Annotated in this window: 16 protein-coding genes; 11 read left to right on the top strand and 5 right to left on the bottom strand. The window is 69.8% G+C overall.

Annotated features, from left to right (window positions below; genetic code table 11):
• Positions 1 to 423: 423 nt before the first annotated feature.
• Positions 424 to 1,626: a DUF1559 family PulG-like putative transporter gene (locus CA12_RS03310; RefSeq protein ID WP_165700525.1), complete on the bottom strand. Its 1,203-nt coding sequence runs from the start codon at positions 1,624 to 1,626 to the stop codon at positions 424 to 426.
• A 248-nt stretch (positions 1,627 to 1,874) separates the two neighbouring features.
• On the opposite strand from CA12_RS03310, the gene CA12_RS21785 reads away from it, so the two are divergent.
• Positions 1,875 to 4,025, top strand: a complete 2,151-nt coding sequence (locus CA12_RS21785) for a hypothetical protein (protein ID WP_165700524.1) — start codon at positions 1,875 to 1,877, stop codon at positions 4,023 to 4,025.
• A gap of 99 nt (positions 4,026 to 4,124) precedes the next feature.
• Here the strand turns inward: CA12_RS21785 and CA12_RS03300 are convergent, their stop codons facing one another.
• Together CA12_RS03300 and CA12_RS03295 are read right to left on the bottom strand one after the other, a co-directional pair.
• Entirely contained in the window at positions 4,125 to 4,634 is a 510-nt protein-coding gene (locus tag CA12_RS03300) for a transthyretin-like family protein (RefSeq protein ID WP_207622127.1), read from the bottom strand.
• Positions 4,635 to 4,803: 169 nt separating this feature from the next.
• Positions 4,804 to 5,778, bottom strand: a complete 975-nt coding sequence (locus tag CA12_RS03295; protein WP_145357472.1) for a DUF1559 domain-containing protein — start codon at positions 5,776 to 5,778, stop codon at positions 4,804 to 4,806.
• 246 nt (positions 5,779 to 6,024) lie between these two features.
• Here CA12_RS03295 and CA12_RS03290 point away from each other — a divergent pair, with 246 nt between their 5' ends.
• From CA12_RS03290 to CA12_RS03275, 4 genes are all read left to right on the top strand, one after another.
• Positions 6,025 to 6,513 (top strand): DMT family transporter, encoded by a 489-nt coding sequence (locus CA12_RS03290; RefSeq protein WP_165700523.1) that lies wholly within the window; start codon positions 6,025 to 6,027, stop codon positions 6,511 to 6,513.
• A gap of 342 nt (positions 6,514 to 6,855) precedes the next feature.
• Complete coding sequence (locus CA12_RS03285; RefSeq protein WP_145357470.1) at positions 6,856 to 8,559, top strand: efflux RND transporter periplasmic adaptor subunit; 1,704 nt, start codon at positions 6,856 to 6,858, stop codon at positions 8,557 to 8,559.
• Complete coding sequence (locus tag CA12_RS03280; protein WP_145357469.1) at positions 8,556 to 9,272, top strand: ABC transporter ATP-binding protein; 717 nt, start codon at positions 8,556 to 8,558, stop codon at positions 9,270 to 9,272. Before CA12_RS03285 ends, CA12_RS03280 begins: the two co-directional genes overlap by 4 nt.
• A 189-nt stretch (positions 9,273 to 9,461) precedes the next feature.
• Complete coding sequence (locus CA12_RS03275) at positions 9,462 to 10,583, top strand: DUF1559 domain-containing protein (RefSeq protein ID WP_145357468.1); 1,122 nt, start codon at positions 9,462 to 9,464, stop codon at positions 10,581 to 10,583.
• 202 nt (positions 10,584 to 10,785) lie between these two features.
• Here CA12_RS03275 and CA12_RS03270 read toward each other — a convergent pair whose 3' ends face one another.
• Positions 10,786 to 10,977, bottom strand: a complete 192-nt coding sequence (locus CA12_RS03270) for a hypothetical protein (RefSeq protein ID WP_145357467.1) — start codon at positions 10,975 to 10,977, stop codon at positions 10,786 to 10,788.
• 208 nt (positions 10,978 to 11,185) lie between these two features.
• On the opposite strand from CA12_RS03270, the gene CA12_RS03265 reads away from it, so the two are divergent.
• The 6 genes from CA12_RS03265 (at position 11,186) to CA12_RS03240 (ending at position 17,618) form a co-directional block, all read left to right on the top strand.
• On the top strand, positions 11,186 to 12,748 hold the full coding sequence (locus tag CA12_RS03265) for an alkaline phosphatase D family protein (RefSeq protein ID WP_145357466.1): 1,563 nt from the start codon (positions 11,186 to 11,188) through the stop codon (positions 12,746 to 12,748).
• A gap of 133 nt (positions 12,749 to 12,881) precedes the next feature.
• Positions 12,882 to 13,589 carry a hypothetical protein gene (locus tag CA12_RS03260; protein ID WP_145357465.1) on the top strand — a complete coding sequence of 236 codons (708 nt, stop codon included), beginning with the start codon at positions 12,882 to 12,884 and terminating at the stop codon, positions 13,587 to 13,589.
• Positions 13,590 to 13,645: 56 nt separating this feature from the next.
• A complete protein-coding gene (locus tag CA12_RS03255; protein ID WP_145357464.1) occupies positions 13,646 to 15,001 on the top strand; it encodes an ABC transporter permease in 1,356 nt (451 codons plus the stop codon).
• A 178-nt stretch (positions 15,002 to 15,179) separates the two neighbouring features.
• Positions 15,180 to 16,748 (top strand): glutamate--tRNA ligase, encoded by a 1,569-nt coding sequence (locus CA12_RS03250; protein ID WP_145357463.1) that lies wholly within the window; start codon positions 15,180 to 15,182, stop codon positions 16,746 to 16,748.
• A gap of 205 nt (positions 16,749 to 16,953) precedes the next feature.
• The gene (locus tag CA12_RS03245) at positions 16,954 to 17,235 is read left to right on the top strand and encodes a hypothetical protein (protein WP_145357462.1); all 282 of its coding nucleotides are present in this window, start codon (positions 16,954 to 16,956) and stop codon (positions 17,233 to 17,235) included.
• 188 nt (positions 17,236 to 17,423) lie between these two features.
• Positions 17,424 to 17,618, top strand: coding sequence for a hypothetical protein (locus tag CA12_RS03240; protein WP_145357461.1), 195 nt, complete (start codon positions 17,424 to 17,426; stop codon positions 17,616 to 17,618).
• A gap of 60 nt (positions 17,619 to 17,678) precedes the next feature.
• On the opposite strand, the gene CA12_RS03235 is transcribed toward CA12_RS03240, so the two are convergent.
• Positions 17,679 to 18,146 (bottom strand): transposase, encoded by a 468-nt coding sequence (locus CA12_RS03235; protein WP_145357460.1) that lies wholly within the window; start codon positions 18,144 to 18,146, stop codon positions 17,679 to 17,681.
• Positions 18,147 to 18,426 lie beyond the last annotated feature (280 nt).

Genomic DNA, 18,426 nt, shown 5'->3' with positions numbered 1-18,426 from the left:
CAAAACTCCGAGTGCCCGCCGTACCATGGGAATCGTCTCCGACCAGATGAAAATCGAGGGATGAGTGAGAACCGCCAAGCCCCGGATCGAACGACGCTGATCCTGAAGCCCGCGCCGCCCGGGGCGACTGCGTAAGATAGGAGGATCGCGTGGCGAGGGCGCTCTCGCAAGGGCCTGCCGGCGCCGCGGGCGGCCGGAATGCCCTCTTGGCCCGCACGACCGGGTCCGCCCGGTCAGCCGGCCGGGTTTTCTCCCCCGATCCGCCACGTTCGCCCGGCCCGCCGCCGCCGGCGTGCTATCGCAAACTGCATCCCGTCGTCGCGGGGTGAAGCCGTGAGCCCGGAGCACAAGCTCCGACTGTCGGCGCAGCCGGCGTCGAAACGCCCGGCCGGAGCTTACGCTCCGGACTCACCGCCGAGCCTGCTAGAAGCCGCCGGTCAGTTCGCCGGCGGCCCGGGTGCCCAGGGCGCCCCACAGGCCGTAGGGGCTTTCGCCGAGGTCGCCGGCCGCCAGCGCCGCGGGGTCGGTCGGTTGGCCGGCGTGGGGATCGCCGGCGTCGATCTCGTTCGCGATCCACCGCACCGACCCGTCCGCCAGCAGGACGTTCACGCCGTTGAGATGATGTGACCCCGCGGAGAGAATCCCGCCGCCGGCGAAGTCGGCGGCGGGGTTGACCACCGTCCCCCCGGCCTCGTCCGTCCGGGTTCCGCCGACGACGCAGGAAGGCCCGCCCGGCGGCAGGATCGTGTTGAACCCGGTGTAGGCCACGGCCCCGTCCGTCCAGCGATCGCCGCGGAGCGGCGCCGTGACGACGGCCGCGGCGGTTTGCCCGTAGAAGCCCGGTTCCACCGGGTCGCCGACTGCCGCGACGCAGTTCGTCTGCGGATCGTCAAAAATGGTCGCCGGCAGCCCGACGGCCACGTTCGCGGAAAACGCCCAGCCCCCCTCGCCCCGCCGCGTCTCCGACATTAATAGGGTGTTGCCGAGGCCGTCCGTGATTTCGTCCAGCGTGACGACCCCGCCCGCCTTCGCCACGCCGCGGGGGTTGTCCGACCGGCCGTTATAGAGGCCGTGGTCGCCCCAGTTGAGGACGTAATTCGTGTCCGCGACCTCCCCCGCGGCGGGGCCGGGGGCGCCGTCGGAGGGGCAGAGCAGAATCGGGAGCTGCGTCGCCCACGGTTCATAGGAGCCCTCGTCGGGGTGCGGGCCGAACGGGGGGAAGGGCCCGGCGACCTGCGGACGGCCGTCGTCCTCCGTGTCGTCGGCCACCTCTTCATACAGTTCGTCTGCATAGGGATCGCCGCCCGGGTCGTCCCATCCGCCCTCGTTGAGTTTTGGGCGGGCCTGGGAGGTGCGAATCGCCTCCCACAGCGGCGGGGCGTCGAGGTAGGGCGTCAGCGGGACGAACGTGCTGAGCCGGCCGGCGTTGCTTTCGACGGTCGGGTCGCCCCCGCCGTCGGTGCCGCCCTGGGCGATGGGAAAGCCGCGGTGCACCGCGTGGTAGTGGTGCATCGCGGCGCCGAGGTTCGTCAGGCTGTTGACGCACTGCATCGCCCGGGCCCGCTCCCGGGATTGCTGCACCGCCGGGAGCAACAGGCTCACCAACACGGCGATCAGGGCCAGCACGGAGGCAAGTTCCAGCGCCGTGAATCCGCGTGAATCGGCGCCGACTTTGGGGGGCGGATTTCCGCCCCCCGCCACGTTCGAGCCGCGGACGGGGGGGCGACGCGCAGGGCAGGGGGACTGAACCATGGTCGCAGCGTATCCGAGGGCGTTTGCGAAGGGCGAGAACGCGGGAACTCCCGAGGTCCCTGCGGCGTCCGCGGGGGAAAGGAGTTAGCATCGACACTTTCCTCCCTCATTGCGGTTTATCCATGAGCGACCTGTTCCCGCTCCCCCGCGCCGCCGGCGCTCCCTCCCCGGGCGACACCTCCATGCGTCTTGCGTTTGCGGGTCTATTGTCCGTCAGTCTGTTGTCGGCCGGGTGCGGCGGGGAGGCGACGGTCGTCGGTGAAACGCGGCCCGCCGTGGGGCTGCCCGCCGCGAATGCCGCCGCCCCCGCGACTCCGGCCGCCGCGGCCCCCGCCGCCCCGGCCCGGACGGTCGCGCCGGCCCGCAATCCGACGCCCGATCGCACGGCGACGCCGCGGCCGACCCCGCGGGCCATGGCCGCCGGCGGACGGGCGGATTCGGCGGAGGTGACGGCCCGGCGGGCGGTCCGCGATCGCCGGGTGGCGCTGGGGTTGGCGGCCAGCCCCTCGCCGAATCCGGATCGCACCGCCGCCGTGCAGGTGCTCGGGACGGACGTGCCGCTGCCGGGGCTGGCGGCGCTGGCCCGGGACGCGATGGCGGAGGCGTTCCCCTCGGACACGCCCCCGCGGTTATTGGCCGGCGCCGCGCCGAACGCCCCGCCGGTCGTGCTGCTGGGCGATCTGCCGAATCCCGCCGACGCCGCCGGCGCCGCGGAGTTCCTCGCCCCCGCCGAGCCCGTCGCCGGGCCGGAGCCGGAGGACTTTGAAATCTCCCGCACCGGCGCCGTGCGGCTCGACGCCGCGGCGCTGCTGGAGGGATGGCTGACCGAGGCGAACGCCCCGACCCCCGCCGCCGTCCTCACCCTCCGCACGCCCTCCGCCGGGTCGTCTGGGAACGGGGACGGGGGAATGAGCGACGAGGAGCGCGAGCGGCTGGCGAGCATGGCCAGCTCGACAGGGGGCAGCGACAACCCGTTCGGCGGCAACCCCTACGACAACAGCGAGAACGACCGGCCGACCCCGGCGCCGCCGAGCCCGGCGACGACCGCCGAGGCCGTGCGGCGGGACGCCTTCGCCCTCGGCCCGGACGGCGACCCCGGCACGCCGGACACCCGCACCGCGGGCTGGACCGTTCTGGTTCTGCCGCGGCCGGACGAGGCCCCCGCGGCCCGGGACGCGGACGGCTCGGACCGCCCCAACCGGCGCCCGGAGCGAAGCCCCGACCTCGCGGACGCCGTGGACGCCGCGGCGGAGGAGGGGCCGACCGCCTTTCTGATCGTCGCGGGGCCGGTGGAGGACCCCGCCGCGTGGCTGTCGGCGGCCCGCACCCATCTGCCGCAGAGGGCCGCCGCCGCGACCTTCCCCCAGCCGCCGAGCGGCGACGCCGGATTGCCGAACGTGCTGGCGGCGACCGCCGAGACGGCCGCGGGGCCGCGGACCCTGCCGGCGCCGGCGGACGGGGACGCGGTGGGGTGGGCGTTCGATCTAACCGCCCGTCAGAACGCCTCCGGCGACGGAGCGGCCGACGCCGCCCCGGCCCCCGGCGAAGAGCCCCGCGTCTGGGCGCTGCGGGCGATTGAGAGCGGTTCCCCCCAGGCGCAGCGGACGGCGGCCCGGTTCCTCTCCGCGGTCGCCCCGGCGCCCCGTTCCGAAGTGTCGGACGCCCCGGCGCCGGAGGGGGCCGAGGAGGTGCGGACGGCGTTGCTCGCCGCGATGCCCGCCCCGCCGGAGGACGAGCCGCCGGCCGAGGGGCCGCCGTCCGGGTCGGAGAGCCCGTTCGGCGGCAGCCCCTCCGAGGGCGGCGGCGAGTTTGTGGGGAGCGACTACGAGGGCTCCGGCGGCGGGTTCGAACCGGCGCTGCTGGGCGCCCTGCTGCGGTGGTCCTCGACGCCGGAGCACTACGCCGCCGCCGGGAAGGCCGCGGCGGGGGCCGGCTCGCCGCAGACGTCGACGGTGACGACCGTGCTGGAGCGAATCCACGACGACCCCGCCGCCGCCGCCGCCCTGACGCCGCTGGCGGACGTGACCGGGGCGGGCGACCGCGTCGTCGCGGCGCTCCGCCAGCCGGGCGCCCCCGCGGAAGCGGCGGCGGCGGCGCTGCTGGGGTCGGAGACGCTCGAAGTGCGGCGGGCCGCGACGACGCTGCTGGCGGAAGTCGGCACCGTCGCCGTCGCCGACAGCCTGTCGGACGCCGCCCGGATCGAACGGGACCGCGACCTCGCCAAGGAGATGCGGGCCGCCCGGCGCGAGGCCCTGCAGCGGGGCGGGAACTGACCGACCCCGCGGCCGGGCCGCGGCGCACGACGCGGCCGGGACGGATCGCTCCGCCCCGGCCGCCGGTCCGGCTTCAGAAGAACGCCCGTCGGCGTCGGCTCAGCCCTCGTTAACGACTTCGTCCTCGTCGCTGGCGGCTCCGCTCCACGAACTCGGTTCGGCGATCTCGCCGTCGGAGGTGAGGTCGAAATCGAAACTGTGCGAGCCGTCCCGCTCCACGGTGCGGGTCAGTTCGGTGTCGCGGTTGTAGCGGGCGGGGACGCGTTCCGGCCCGCCGCCGTTCTTGACTTCGAACCCGGTCGCGGCGGTGGAGATCACCACCTCCTTCTCGCCGGGCAGAACGCCGTCCTGCCGGGTGTTCAATTGCAACGAGTACCGGCCGTCGGCGTCGGTCTGGCCGTAGCTGTAGCGGACGCGCCGGCCAGCCTCGTAGAAACGGACGACGGCGTTCTCCAGCGGGGCGCCGTCCAGCGTGACGACGCCGGAGACGTCGGCCAGCCCGACGGACCGGTAGTCCGGGCTCGGCCCGCCGCACCCGATCGTCAGGGCCAGCGCAAACAGGGGAACGACCCGGCCGAGCGGCCGGAGCGACGAAGCGAGTACGGACATTAAAATGACAAGAAGGTGGGAAACGGGCGCGGGCGGCGGCGCCGCGGCCGCGGGGACCGGGGCGGGGGCCGCTCGCGGGAGAGTCGGAAAGAGCCGACCCCGGCCGCCGCGTTGGAACGAAGAGGCGGCGGCCGGTTCGGCGTCGTGGGTCAAAGCGGAGCGGCGGCGCTCAGAAGGCGCCGTCGATCACCTCGCCGCCGTTGCGGCTGCCGAGGGCCTGATAGGTGTCGAAGTCGATCGTGTCTGAGACGAACTGCACGGACCCGTCGACCATGCCCAGGAAGGCTCCGCCGGTGTGCTCGCTGCCGAAGGCCGCTTCCTTCATGAAGCCGGTGGACATCGGGTCCAGCCAGGTGTTCAGCGGCACGGCGGTGGAGGCGACGAACTCCGTGCACTCGTTGGTGTCCGGGGCGTCGATCTGCGGGGAGCCGATGTACCAGTGGTCCATCCCCTGGCCGTCCTGCCCGAACTCCGGGTCGGTCCAGACCTCGCCGATGAGGATCGTCTGTCCGGCGCCGTCCTTCACGTCCTTGAAGGAGGTCGCGCTGTCCTCCCAGAACATGCCGTCGTGGGGCTTGCTGAACGCGAAGGTCGGGAAGATGTCTTCGTCGGGGTTCGGGTCGGTCCAATTCGGGTCCCAGTAATAATCCTCGGGGGTCTTCGTGGCGCCGTTGGAGTTATCGAACCAGCTGACGCTGGAGATGTTCGCCGAGTAGGCCGACGGCACGCGGCCGGGGATGCCGCTGTTGGAGGAGATATGCTCGTCCGCCGTCATCGAGGGACAGCGGAAGGTGGGGATCAGGGTCCCGCACATCCTCTCGTTGTCAGGACCCGAGCCGTAGTTGCCGGCGCCGCTCTCCTGGAACGTGAGCGTGTCGTAGATCGCCTGCTGATCAAGCTGCGGCAGAATCATCGCCGACCAGCCGGTCCCGTGGCTGTTCCACGCAAACGGGAACTTCTTGTGGGTGCTCTGATAGTTGTGCATCGCCAACCCGATGTTTTTCAGGTTGTTCTGGCACTGGCTGCGGCGGGCGGCCTCCCGGGCCTGCTGCACGGCGGGGAGCAGCAGGCTGACCAGGATCGCGATGATCGCGATCACCACCAGCAGTTCGATGAGGGTGAACCCGGATCGACGCCGAAGCATCAGCGCGGGTGAACGGTTTGAGGGGCGACGCATGGCAAAAACGGACCGAAGAGGGAGGGACGAAAAGGCCTCGGGTGGGGACGATCGGTTCTTCGAATGGAGGTCTGGCGAGGTTCTCGTGAACAAACGGTGAAGCCGCGGTCCGGCCGGCGGCGGGCGGGGTTCCGGCGACGGTCGGGCGCCTCGCGCCTAGGCTGCGGCGCCGCCCGATTGCACCGCCCCCCGCCGAAAGTCCGCCCGATGCCCATGTCCTCCCCGCTCCTTGCCGTCGCTTCGGGGCCGGGGGTGGGCGTGTTGGCGGCGGCGATCGTCGCCGGGTCGATCTCCGGATTCGCCCTGGCCTGCCAGCCCGGGATCAACGGCGAGCTGGGCAAGATCCTCAGCCACAAGCTGCACGCCTCGCTGACCAGCTACATCGTCGGTCTGACCTGCACGGCCGTGGCCTGCCTGGCGATCGCCCGGTCGCTGCCGAAGCCGGCCGACTACGCCGGCGCCCCGTGGTGGACGCTCTGCGGCGGGGCGTTCGGGGCGTTCCTCGTCACCGCCAGCCTGATCTTCGCCCCCAAGGTCGGCGCCGGGTCTTGGCTGGGGATCATGATCGTCGCCCAACTCGCCGGCGCCGTGCTCCTCGATCACTGGGGCCTGGCCGGCTACGACGTGCGGCCGGCAACCTGGGCGCGGCTGGTCGGCGTCACGCTGATGGTCGGCGGCGTGGCGATGGTGCTCCGCGGGTGAGCGGCGGGTGAACGTTCCGACCCGGGGGCGGTTGGTGACGGGAGCCGCCTGTGCCGCCCCGCGGCACGGCCTCCGCCCCGTCGACGGGAAAATGAGCCGGGGGTCGACCTGTTTGAGCGGAACGACCCGGACCGTTCGGGGTTGAAAAGATCGGACGGCGCCCCCGCGTTCCCCTCCCCGCATCCGCGGCGGCGGTTAGACTGTGCTCCCCGCCCGCGGCGTTCCTCGCCGCCGCCTGCCGTCCCACGCCCCCTCCCCACGCCCAAGGCGCCCGACGTGACCCGCCGTGCCACTCTGACCCGGGGCTGTTCGCTGCGGGCTTCGTCAACCAGGCGGGGCTCGTTGAATAAGGCGCTGCTGATCGGGTTGGGAACCTGCGCGGCGTTGGCGGCGCTGGCGTACAGCGGGCTGTTCGCCGGCTTCGTGGGGGCGGAGGAGGACATGACCCGCTACGCCCCGCAGACGGTGGTGGGGGGGCCGTTCCGGGTGACCGTCCGCGAGAAGGGCGAACTGGACGCGGTCAACAGCGTCGTGCTCTCCAACGAGACCGGCGAGAGCACCACGATCGTCTCCCTGCTGCCGGCCGGCACGATGGTCGAGGAGGGCGATCTGATCCTGCAGCTCGACGCGGTGCCGGTCGAGGAAGAGCTTCAGGAGGACCAGTTGAAGGTCACGCAGGCCCGGGCCGCCTTCGAGACGGCGACGCAGAACCTCGAGATCGTTCTGAAGCAGAACGAATCCGACGTCGCCACCGCCGCGCTGGCGAAAACCCTCGCCGCGCTCGACCTGTCCAAGTACGAGGACGGGGAGTACGAACAGGAGCGGCAGAAATTGGAGGGCGAGCTGTCCGTCGCCCGGGAAACGCTCTCCCAGGCAGAGGAAGACTACGAGTTCAGCAAGCGGATGGCGAAGAAGGGCTATCAGGCCCTCAACGAAGTCGAGACGAAGCGGATCGCCGTCAACCAGGCCCAGATCGACGTGAACGCCGCCCGGGAGGGCCTCCGCGTCTTGGAGCAGTACACCAAGCCCCGCACGCTCGCGGAGCTGCGGGAAAACAAGACGGAGACCGACCGGAACGTCGAACGCGTCAAGGCCCAGACGAAAGCCGCCCTCGCCCAGGCCCAGGCGGAACTGGAGGCCGCTCGGCTGACGCTCGAGGTGGAGGAGGCGAACTTCGCCCGCACGAAGCGCCAGTTGGACGCCACCAGCATCTACGCCCCGCAGGCCGGGGAAGTGGTGTACGTCTCCCAGGAGAGCCGCCGCGGGGAGGATCAGTCCGTCGAGAAGGGCGCCACCGTCTTCCCCCGGCAGGACCTCGTCAAATTGCCGGACCTCTCGCGGATCAAGGTGAACGCCAAGATTCACGAGTCCCAGATTTCCCAGATTAATACCGGCCTGCCGGCGATCGCCCGGGTGGACGCCTACCCGGACCGCGAGTTCCGCGGCGTGGTGACGGCCGTCTCCAGCGTGCCGGTCAGCGGCAGCTGGCTCCGCAGCGATCTGAAGGAATACGAGGCGACGGTCGAACTGGACCCGCTCGGCCCCGGCGATCCCAAGCTCAAGCCGGGGCTGACCTGCGAACTGGAGATTCTGGTCGAGAGTCGCAGCGACGTGCTCCAGGCCCCGATGCAAAGCATCGTGAGCGTCGGCGGGAAGCGGTTCGCCTTCGTCCTCGCCCCCCGCAGCCCGGAGCGCCGGGAAGTGACCATCGGGGTCGCCAACGAGACCGCCGTGGAGATCCTCAGCGGGCTGGAGGCCGGCGAGCAGGTCGTCATGAGCCCCCGCACCCACTTCGCCGATCAACTGAGCGACCTCGAACAGCGCCTCGGCGCCAAGGCGACCGGATTGCGGGAAGAACGCGAGGCCGCCGCCGCCGAGACCCCGCCCGAACCCGGGAACGCCGAGGCCCCGCAGAGCCTCGGCGTGACCGCGTCCGAGGACACGGAGACCGACGCGACGGAGACCGACGCGACGGAGACCGACGGGGCGACGGAGAGCGACCGGGAGTCGGGGAACGACGGGGCGACGGAGAGCGAGACGCCGTGAAGTCGGAACTCGCCGCCGAGATCGTCGATCTGCATAAGCACTACTATCTCGGCGAGATCACCGTGCACGCCCTGCGGGGCGTTTCGCTGGAGATCCCCCGCGGGGATTTTCTGGCGATCATGGGCACCAGCGGCTCCGGCAAGAGCACGATGCTGAACCTGCTCGGCGCCCTCGACCGCCCCACCGGCGGCCAGTATTTCCTGGGCGGCGACGACGTCGCCCAACTGGACGACGACGCCCTCTCCGAGGCCCGCAACCGGCTGATCGGGTTCATCTTTCAGAGCTACAACCTGATCCCCCAGTACTCCGTGCTGGAGAATATCGAGGTCCCGCTGCACTACCGCAGCGAGGAGTCCGGCGGCCGGGAGATCACCCCCGCGGACCATGTGCGGATCGAAGCCCTCGCCGACCGCGTGGGCTTGGGCGGGCGGTTGGACCACAAGCCGTTCCAGCTCTCCGGCGGCCAGCAGCAGCGCGTCGCCATCGCCCGGGCGCTGGTCAACGACCCGGAGATTATCCTCGCCGACGAACCCACCGGGAACCTGGACAGCAAAACGGAGGAGGAGATCCTCGCGTTGTTCGACGAATTGAACCGCGACGAGGGTCGCACGATCATCATGGTCACCCACGAGCCGAACGTCGCGGAGCGGGCGAAACGCAGCATCTATATGCGCGACGGCCAGATCGCCGGCGAGGGCATCTTCCCGGGCTGAGGGAGCTTCGCTACGGCCTTGCTTTGGGCCGGCGGCTCCGACGGGAGACGCATCAACGTGAACGAACGCTCCAATTGACTCGGAGCGGCGACGCGCATAGCCTCGAACGGTAGCGAGATCTCCGAAGGCATTACGCCTTTCACTCTCCACGCAGAGCGTTCCCGTCTCTTCCTAATCCCCCTTTCCAACATGTCCCGCTCCCGTAGACGTTCGTCACGCGTCGGCTTCACGCTGATTGAACTGTTGGTCGTGATCGCGATCATCGCCATTCTCGTTTCGCTGTTGCTCCCGGCGGTGCAGCAGGCGCGCGAGGCGGCGCGGCGGGCCCAGTGCCAGAACAATCTGAAGCAGATTGGGTTGGCGATGCACAACTATCACAGCACCTACAAGCTGTTTCCCGCCGGAAACTCGGGGACCAGCCTCAGTAAGAACCCGGACGGCAGCACCGGGAACGCTCACCGGGCGGGTTGGCTCGTCTTCATCCTGCCTTACCTCGATCAGACGGCGTTGTGGAACCAGATCAGCCGGCCGCTGGTCAACGAGGACGTGCAGTCCGGCGAACCGGACGTCTGGCCCGCGATGGGGCCGCCGTTCTGGACGTTCAACTACAAACCGTACCAGGCGCAAATCGGCGCCATCCTTTGTCCGTCCGACGGGAAGCAGTCGCTGGACGCGGGCGACACCAACTACGCCGCCTGCTGGGGCGACAACGCCCAAGGCGCCCGCAACTACAACTCGACCAACCTGGACCCGGGGGCGTCCGGCAATTCGTACGCCAGTAACCGCGGCGTGTTTGGTCATTACGAATGGCGGGGAATGAGGTCTTTGCGCGACGGGACCACCAATACGGTGCTGGTCGGCGAGATCGCCCGTTCCGAGCAGACGTTGTCTCACCTCGGCCGCGTCGGCGTGTTCGGGGGTCCTGAGATTCGCGACCCGGCGGAATGCGTGTCGAGCGCCACCGACGACGCCAACCCCGGTTACTACCCAAGCGGGACGAACACCAACCCCCGCGGCGAGAACTGGCACAGCGGCGACGCGCCGAGTACCGGATTCATCACGGCCGTCCCCCCGAACGGCCCGAGTTGCCAGAACGGCACCCACCACAAGGGGGCCGGCATGCTGACGGCGACCAGTTATCACACCGGCGGGCTCCAGATCTGCCTGGGCGACGGCTCGGTCCGGTTCATCTCCGAAACGATCGAAGCGGGAACGCAAACGTCGGAGCTGCCGACGAGCGGGCCCAGTCCGTACGGCGTCTGGGGCGCCTTGGGAACTCGGGCGGGCGGCGAAGTGATGGGCGATTTCTGATCGTCCACGAGTTGCGAGATCCCGCTTCGCCGTCGGCATCAGGCGGCGATCGTCGAGAGAGAAGCCCCCACGTCCTGAGACGGGGGGCTTTTTTCGTTGGCCGATTCGCGGGCCGCTGGAATCGTTCGAGGGTCGGCTCAAGACCTCCGAGCGCCACGGACGAGTCTCCCTCGTCATGCCGCGTCGTCGGCTCGTCAGCGGTTTAATTCGCTTCCTGCAGCGCCTTGCGATTCATCTCCTGAGCTCGCTCCGCATTTTCCGCGGGGGTCCTCGTCTGGATGGCTTGGCCGTCTTCCGCCTCGCCCTCACAGCCGACGAGGGCGGGAATGGTGCAGACGAACAACAGCGGCAGAGCCGCGAAAGGGGCAATCGGGCGGGAGGTGACGTGGGACATGGATTGAGCGACCTGTCGAACGATCTGGTGAAGGTTGGACTGGGGCGGAGCGGCCCCCGCGACGATGGTAGGTCGGCAGTCTGCTGGTGGCGACCGCTCCCGCAGGACAGGCGACGGGCTGCCGCGCCCGGTGGTGCTCCGCAGCCCTCTCCGGCAACACTCAGGGCGTTGTCACTCCCTCTCCCGCGCCTCCCTCGGACGTCGTCCCATGTCTCATCCCCACGATCGTCGTTCCTTCGTCAAATGGGTGAGCGCCGCGGGCGGCTCCGCGTTGTTGGTCCCCGGGTGGGGGCGGACGGCGGAGGGCGCCGTGCGGCGGCGGCTGGCCTTCGCCGACGACCCGTTCACGCTGGGCGTGGCCTCCGGCGATCCGGCGGCGGACGGGTTCGTGATCTGGACGCGGCTCGCCCCGCAGCCGCTGGAGGGCGGGGGGATGCCGCCGGAACTCGTCGAGGTCCGCTGGGAAATCGCCGAGGACGAAGCCTTCTCGAAGCCGGTTCAAAAGGGCACGGCGATCGCCACGCCGCAGCTCGGGCACAGCGTGCACGTGGAGGTCGAGGGGCTCCCGCCGGACCGCTGGTACTTCTATCGCTTCACCGTCGGCGACGCCGTCAGCCCCGTCGGCCGGGCCCGCACCTTCCCGGCGGCGACCGCGCTGCCGGACAAGTTCCGGTTCGCCTTCGCCTCCTGCCAGCACTACGAGACCGGCTATTTCACGGCCTATCAGCACATGCTGAAGGACGATCTGGACGCCGTGGTGCATCTGGGCGATTACTTCTACGAGTACGCCGCGGCCCCGAACCGGGCCCGGATTCACGTCGGCGGCGAAATCGAATCGTTGGACGATTACCGCACCCGGCACGCGCTCTATAAGACCGACCCGGACCTCCAGGCGATGCACGCCGCCTGTCCCTGGCTGGTGACCTGGGACGACCACGAGTTCGACAATAACTACGCCGGCGGCATCTCCGAGGAAGACGGGATCGACCCGTACCGCTTCCTCACCCGGCGGGCGGCGTCCTATCAGGCGTATTACGAACACATGCCGCTGCGGCGGAGCGCCGTGCCCCGCGGGCCGGACATGCAGCTGTATCGCCGCGTGCCGTTTGGGCGGCTGGCGGAGTTCTTCGTGCTGGACACCCGCCAGTACCGCAGCGACCAGCCGGCCGGAGACGGATTGAAGGCCCCCGGCGACGAGTCCGCCGACCCCGCCGGCACCCTGCTGGGCAAGCAGCAGCACGGCTGGCTCGCCGAGGGGCTGCTGACGTCGGTCTCCCATTGGAACGTCCTCGCCCAGCAGGTGATGATGGCCCCGGTGGACCGGGAACCCGGCGAGGGGGTCAAGCAGTCGATGGACCAGTGGCCCGGCTACGACAGCGAACGGCAGGGCATCGCGGACTTCCTGCACGAACGCAAGATCCCCAACCCCGTCGTGCTGACCGGGGACATCCACAAGAACTTCGCCAACGAATTGAAGTTGGACCACGGCGACCCGGACTCGCCCACTGTCGCCACGGAGTTCGTCGGCACCTCGATCACCTCCGGCGGGAACGGTTCGCAACTGCCCCGCGGCGGGGAGGAGCTGCTCGCGGAGAACCCGTTCGTGAAGTTCTATAACGACGAACGCGGCTACGTTCGCTGCGAGGTCACGCCGGAGAAATGGACCACGGACTACCGCGTGCTGGAATATGTCACCCAGCCCGGCAGCCCGGCGACGACGCGGGCCTCCTTCACCGTCGAAAGCGGCCGCCCCGGCCTGCAACCGACGTGAGGGGGCGGTACCCTGGCGGCCGTGCGTCTCGGACGCGTTGAGCGTCCGGGACGCTGCCGCCCGTTTCGGAGAGGTCCGATGTTCTGCCCCGTCGCGGCGCCCGCCCTGGTCCTCGCCTGCCCGCCGTCGCACCATGCTCCCGCTCGCCGTCGCCGCCTTGGCCGTCCTCCCGCCGCCTGCCGCCGACGCCGGCGGGGAGCGGGCCACAGTCGGTCTCATCGGGTACCTGCACGACCTGCCGGAGACGCTCCGCGTTCGCGTGACGATCGAACGGCGGGCGGACACCCGGGAGTTCCGGTCTCTTTTGAGCCTCCCGATGGTCACGCCGGGGGCGGTGCGGACGGTCGACGAACTGGTGAAGAAGTTGAAGGCCGAACTGCCCGGCGTCACGGTCCTCCAGAGTTCCGTGCCCGCCCCGGACGGCGGGCCGGCCATGCCCGTCGTCCACCTGGTCGAAACCTCCCTGATGACACGGAAGGACTACCCGCTCACGCAAAAGGTCACGATCAAATATGAGGGGAAGGTCCACGGGTTCATGGAGCAGCTCAAGAAGACGACCGGCGGTGCGGTCGGCGACGTCATCATGTTCCCTATCCCCGTCCCGCCTGACGACAACACTTCCCCCGTGTCCGTCGACGTGACCGACATGCCGGTCCGGGACGTGCTGACACGCGCGGTCGACCTGGAGGGGTATCGGCCGGACGTGTACGAGGCGATCACCTACCCGGACGACTGGCGGACCGTGCCGACGGAGGTCCGGTTCACGGGCCCGAAGGAGGAGCCGGAAATGCGAGACGACGGCGACGGGCCGGAGGAGGCCCCGCAGGACGTGGACGGATGACGGGCGCCGCCGGACCGGCGTTCGCCCGGGGGCGGGCGGGTCAGTAAGATGAGCGCATGTCGCCCGTAGGTCTGATCCGCGCCGTCAAGTTCGCCCTCAAGAGCCTGATGCTGCACAAGTTGCGCAGCGGGCTGACGATGCTGGGCATCGTGCTGGGGGTTTGCAGCGTGATCGCGATGCTGGCGATCGGGGAGGGGGCCAGCGCCCAGGCGCAGCGGCAGGTGATCGCGCTGGGCGCCACCAACGTGATCGTCCGCACCGTCAAACCGCCGCCGCAGGCCCAGGAGAGCGGCGGCGGCCGGGTGGCCGATTACGGGCTGAGGCGAATCGACTTCCGCCGGCTCGAGGCACTGGACAACGTGATGCGGGCCGTGCCCATCCGTGAGGCCGCCCAGGAGTTCCGCCGCCTGCAGGAAAAGATGAACGGTCGCCTGGTCGGCGTCACGCCGGACTACGCGGCGCTGACCGGCCTGAACATCGCCCGCGGTCGGTTCATCGCCGACCGGGATCGCGCCGGTTCCGAAACCGTCTGCGTGCTCTCGGCCGGCGCCCGGGAGCAACTGTTCGGGCTGGACGACCCGCTGGGCGACCGCGTCCGCGTCGGCGAGGTGTTTTATAAGGTCGTCGGCATCGCCCAGCCTCGCGGCGCCACCGGGGCCGTCGGCGGGAGCCTGTCCGGGCAGGAGTTCGACAAGGACATCTATATCCCCATCGACACCTTCGAGACCCGCATCGGCGACCTGATCATCCAGCGCAACCAGGGCGGCAGCACCTACGAGCGGGTCGAATTGAACCAGATCACCCTGCAGGTGAACGGGGCGGAGCACGTGATGCCCACCGCCGCCGTCGTCCGGGAAACGCTGGCCCTGTCCCACCCGCAGCGGGACTACGCCGTCGTCGTGCCGCAGGAATTGTTGGAACAGGCCGAGCAAATTAAAGATATCTTCAATATCGTGCTCGGCAGCATCGCGGCGATCAGTCTGGTGGTGGGCGGGATCGGCATCATGAACATCATGCTGGCGACCGTGACGGAGCGGACCCGGGAGATCGGCATCCGTCGGGCCCTGGGCGCCCGGCAGGGGGACATTTTGCAGCAGTTCCTCACGGAGACGATCGTGCTCAGCGGGGCCGGCGGGGTGGCGGGTATTTTATTGGGGATGTCCACGCCGCTGGCCTTCCGCGGCGTGAAGTGGGCGGTGCAGACCTTCGTGCTGGAGAGCAGCCCCGGCGACCGGGAGAACGCCGGCGGCGGCCCGCTGGGCGGGATGTTGACCGACCTCGAACCGCAGCTCGCCCTGTGGAGTTTGCCGGTGTCGTTTTTGATCAGCGTGGGGATCGGGGTGATCTTCGGCATCCTCCCCGCCCGCAACGCCGCCCGGCTGGACCCGATCGAAGCCCTGCGGCACGAGTAGGACGTGAGTCCGCCCCGGAGCGGCCGGGTCTCCGTGGGCAGTCCGGTCGTCGCTTGCGGTTTCGCGGCGCCGGTTCTTTCTGAACGCCGCGAAACCGCAAGCGGCCCCCGCCCCTCGAACCGCGTCCGGCGGATCGCTACGGTTCCCGCCCCCGTTTCCTTCGCACGTTCCGTCCCCGATGCCCGCCGTCCGCACGCGATTCGCCCCCAGCCCCACCGGCTACATGCATATTGGGGGCATGCGGACCGCCCTGTTCTGCTGGCTGCTGGCCGAACACGCCAAGCGGAGCGGGCAGGGGGGCACCTTCGTGCTGCGGGTCGACGACACCGACCGGGCCCGCAACCTCGACGCCGCCCTCGCCCCGATTCTCGACGCCTTCCGCTGGCTGGGGCTGGCATGGGACGAGGGGCCGGAGGTCGGCGGGCCGTTCGGGCCGTACTTCCAGTCGCAGCGGGGCGAGTTCTACGAGCTGGCCCTCAAAAAGCTGCTGGACAGCGGCGCCGCCTACCGGGACTTCAGCTCCCCCGAGGAGGTCGCCGCCGACCGCGAGGCGGCCCAAGCGGCGGGCAAACCGTACGTGACCAACCGGCGGTCGCTGGAACTGTCCGAGAACGAGGTCGCGGGGCTGGTCGAGGCGGGGCAGTCGCACGTCGTCCGGTTGAAGGTCCCCCGCGACCGCACGATCACGGTCACGGACGCAGTCCGCGGCGAGGTGAGCTGGGACGGCGCCCTGCTGCCGGACCCCGTGCTGGCCCGGGCGGACGGCAGCCCGCTGTACAATTTTGCCAGCGTCGTCGACGACGCGGCGATGCAGATCACCCACGTCGTCCGGGCGGAGGAGCACCTCTCCAACGTGCCGATCCAGACGTTGCTGTTCGAGGCGCTGGGCGAGCCGGTTCCCACGTTCGCCCATATCCCGTTCGTCACCGCCCCGGGCACCAACCGCAAGCTGAGCAAGCGGGACCTGGCGAAGTACCGCGACAACAAGTCCTTCCGCAAACTGTTCGACAGCGCCGCCGATCGCCTGCCGAAGCTCGGCCTGGAGCTGGGCGAGGACCTGAACCCGGTCATGGTGCGGTTCTACGAGGAGATGGGCTACCTGCCCGAAGCCCTCACCAACGCCCTGGCCCGGCTGGGGTGGAGCCTGGACGACCACACGGAGATCATGTCCCGCGACACCGTCGCGGAGAACTTCACCCTCGACCGCGTCGTCAAGAACCCGGCGGGGCTGGACCCGGACAAGCTGTTCTCCTTCCAGTCCGAATGGATGAGCCGCCGCCCGCGGGAGGACAAGGTACGGACCTGCACGGCGATCCTGCACCGGGCCGGCTACGCGAACGTCGACGTGGAGTACGTCGGCCGGGTGGTGGACGCTTTGGGGGACCGGCTGAAGCTCTACACGGACGTCCTGGACGTCACGTACCTGTTCGAGCCGGACGTGACTTACGACGACAAGGCCTTCCAGAAACGGATCGCCAAGGAGGGGGTGCCGGAGTTGCTGCGGGACTTCAAAACCGAACGGCTCGAACCGCTGACGGCGGAGAACTGGACGCCGGAGCGGTTGGAGGCGGAGCTGCAAAGCTTCTCCGAGGCTCGCGGGCAGGGGGTGGGTACGCTGATCCACGCCTGCCGCATCGCCGCCACGGGGCAGCCGGTCGGCCCGGGAGTGTACGACGTGCTGGCGCTGGTCGGCCGGGAGCGGTGTTTGGAACGGATCGACGCGGCGCTGACCCGGTCGGCGGCCTGAATCCGTTCTCGGCAGTCGAGGGGAGACTCCGCGCCCGAACCTGCGCCCGAACTCGCGCCCGAACCTGCGACAGGACGGCCGGGTCCGGCCCCTATCCGGGGTCCGGGCGACTTCCCTCTGGGTCGCCTCGCCCGCCCGCCCCACAATCCCGCCGTTCGACGCGTCGCCCCGACGCCTCCCTCCTTTGCCGCTCCCGGAGCTTCCCATGCCCCGCCACTACGCCCGACTGCACAACGCCTCCTCCGCCGCCCTGCTGGGCGCCGCGGTGATCCTGGTCGGTTGCGAGGAGGGCGCCGAGGACGTCAGCGCCGTGGACGGTCAGATGCAGATGAACGAGACCGACCTCGACGAGGCCGATCCCAATGAACTGCCCATCGGCATGGGCGAGGACGACGGCGAGATGGGCGAGAGCCGTCTGAACGACTCCACGCCCGAGCAGCCTGGCGTGAACGAGTACGACAGCGCCCCGCTGGCCCCCGGCGAGTGACCGTCCGTTCGTCAGCGTCTCCGCGTTGACCGATTGTAAAATCGTTGCAGCGGCGGCCGATGCCCCTCATAGTATGGAATCCGGATCCATGCCAGGACGACCGTCGTGAGAGATTCGCATGAACGGATCCCTGACGGACCGGTTTAGTCTGACATTTCCCCGGTTCACTAACTCTCCCCAATCCTCGCATGTTGACCACGCTCCGTTCCCGCCGGCTGCCCGGCATCGTTTCCTCCTTCGTTCTGTTGGGCAGCGTGATGTTGTTCGTCGGCTGCGACGCCGCGGAAGATGAGGGCGGGGCTGTGGGGAGCGGGGGAGCGGTCACAGAGGAGGTCGATGCGGAGGGGAACGTCGTCACCCCTGCGATAAGCGAAACGGAGTAGTCGTCCTCGACGCACGGGACGGTTGTTAACAACCCCCGAAGTTTAGAACGCCAAGAGGATTTATGTGTGGTCGCTGGCGTTGGTGCCGGCGACCTTCACTCCCAACGCGGCCCCGTCGCGGCCGACCGTCCGACTGTATTTGCAGCCCAGTCGGCCGCGGTCGACGGGGCAGGGGCCGGTCTTTTCGCCGGCACCATCGACACGGACCAGCGCCGAGTCGACGATCGCCGTCTCGTGCTCCAGCTCGCCGTCGCGGCGGAGCAGCCGCAGGAAGTCGAGGTGCACGCGGGCCCACACGCCCAACTCCTCCCACTCGATCAGCCGACAGCGGGCGGTTTCGCCGGAGCAGCCCATGTCGGGGGGCACGTCCCGCCAGCGGCAGCCGGTCGTCAGCACGTACCACAGAACCTTCAACACGACGCGGTTAGGCGTGCGGGGCCGTCCGCCGTCGGGGCCGGGCGGACGATCCGGGGGCAGGTGGTGGACGGCGACGGCGGCGAATTCCTCGGGCAGGCGGCGCTGGGCCATGGCGGGTCCTCAAGAGCTGGATTCAGCCCTTGTCGCGCAAATCCCATATAACGGTTCTCTGTCCGGTTCTAAAGGTTCCGTCGCTGCGAGACCCTTTCTTCGTCGGGCTGTCCCGTCGATGGGCCGGGCTTCGGTACTTCCCGCAACATCGCTGGCCCTCGATCGTGACGTTTTCAGCCGCTGGTCCGGACGGGCGAAGTTGACGCTCCGGTGCCCCTCATGGGAGCCGGAACGCTTTTCGTTGCGCTGGCCCCTTCTTGCCGCCCCGGCGACCGCATTC

The sequence above is a fragment of the Alienimonas californiensis genome, assembly GCF_007743815.1.
GTDB lineage: Bacteria > Planctomycetota > Planctomycetia > Planctomycetales > Planctomycetaceae > Alienimonas > Alienimonas californiensis.
Note: the sequence above shows the minus strand (reverse complement) of the source record. Positions and strands in the feature narration are given on the sequence as shown.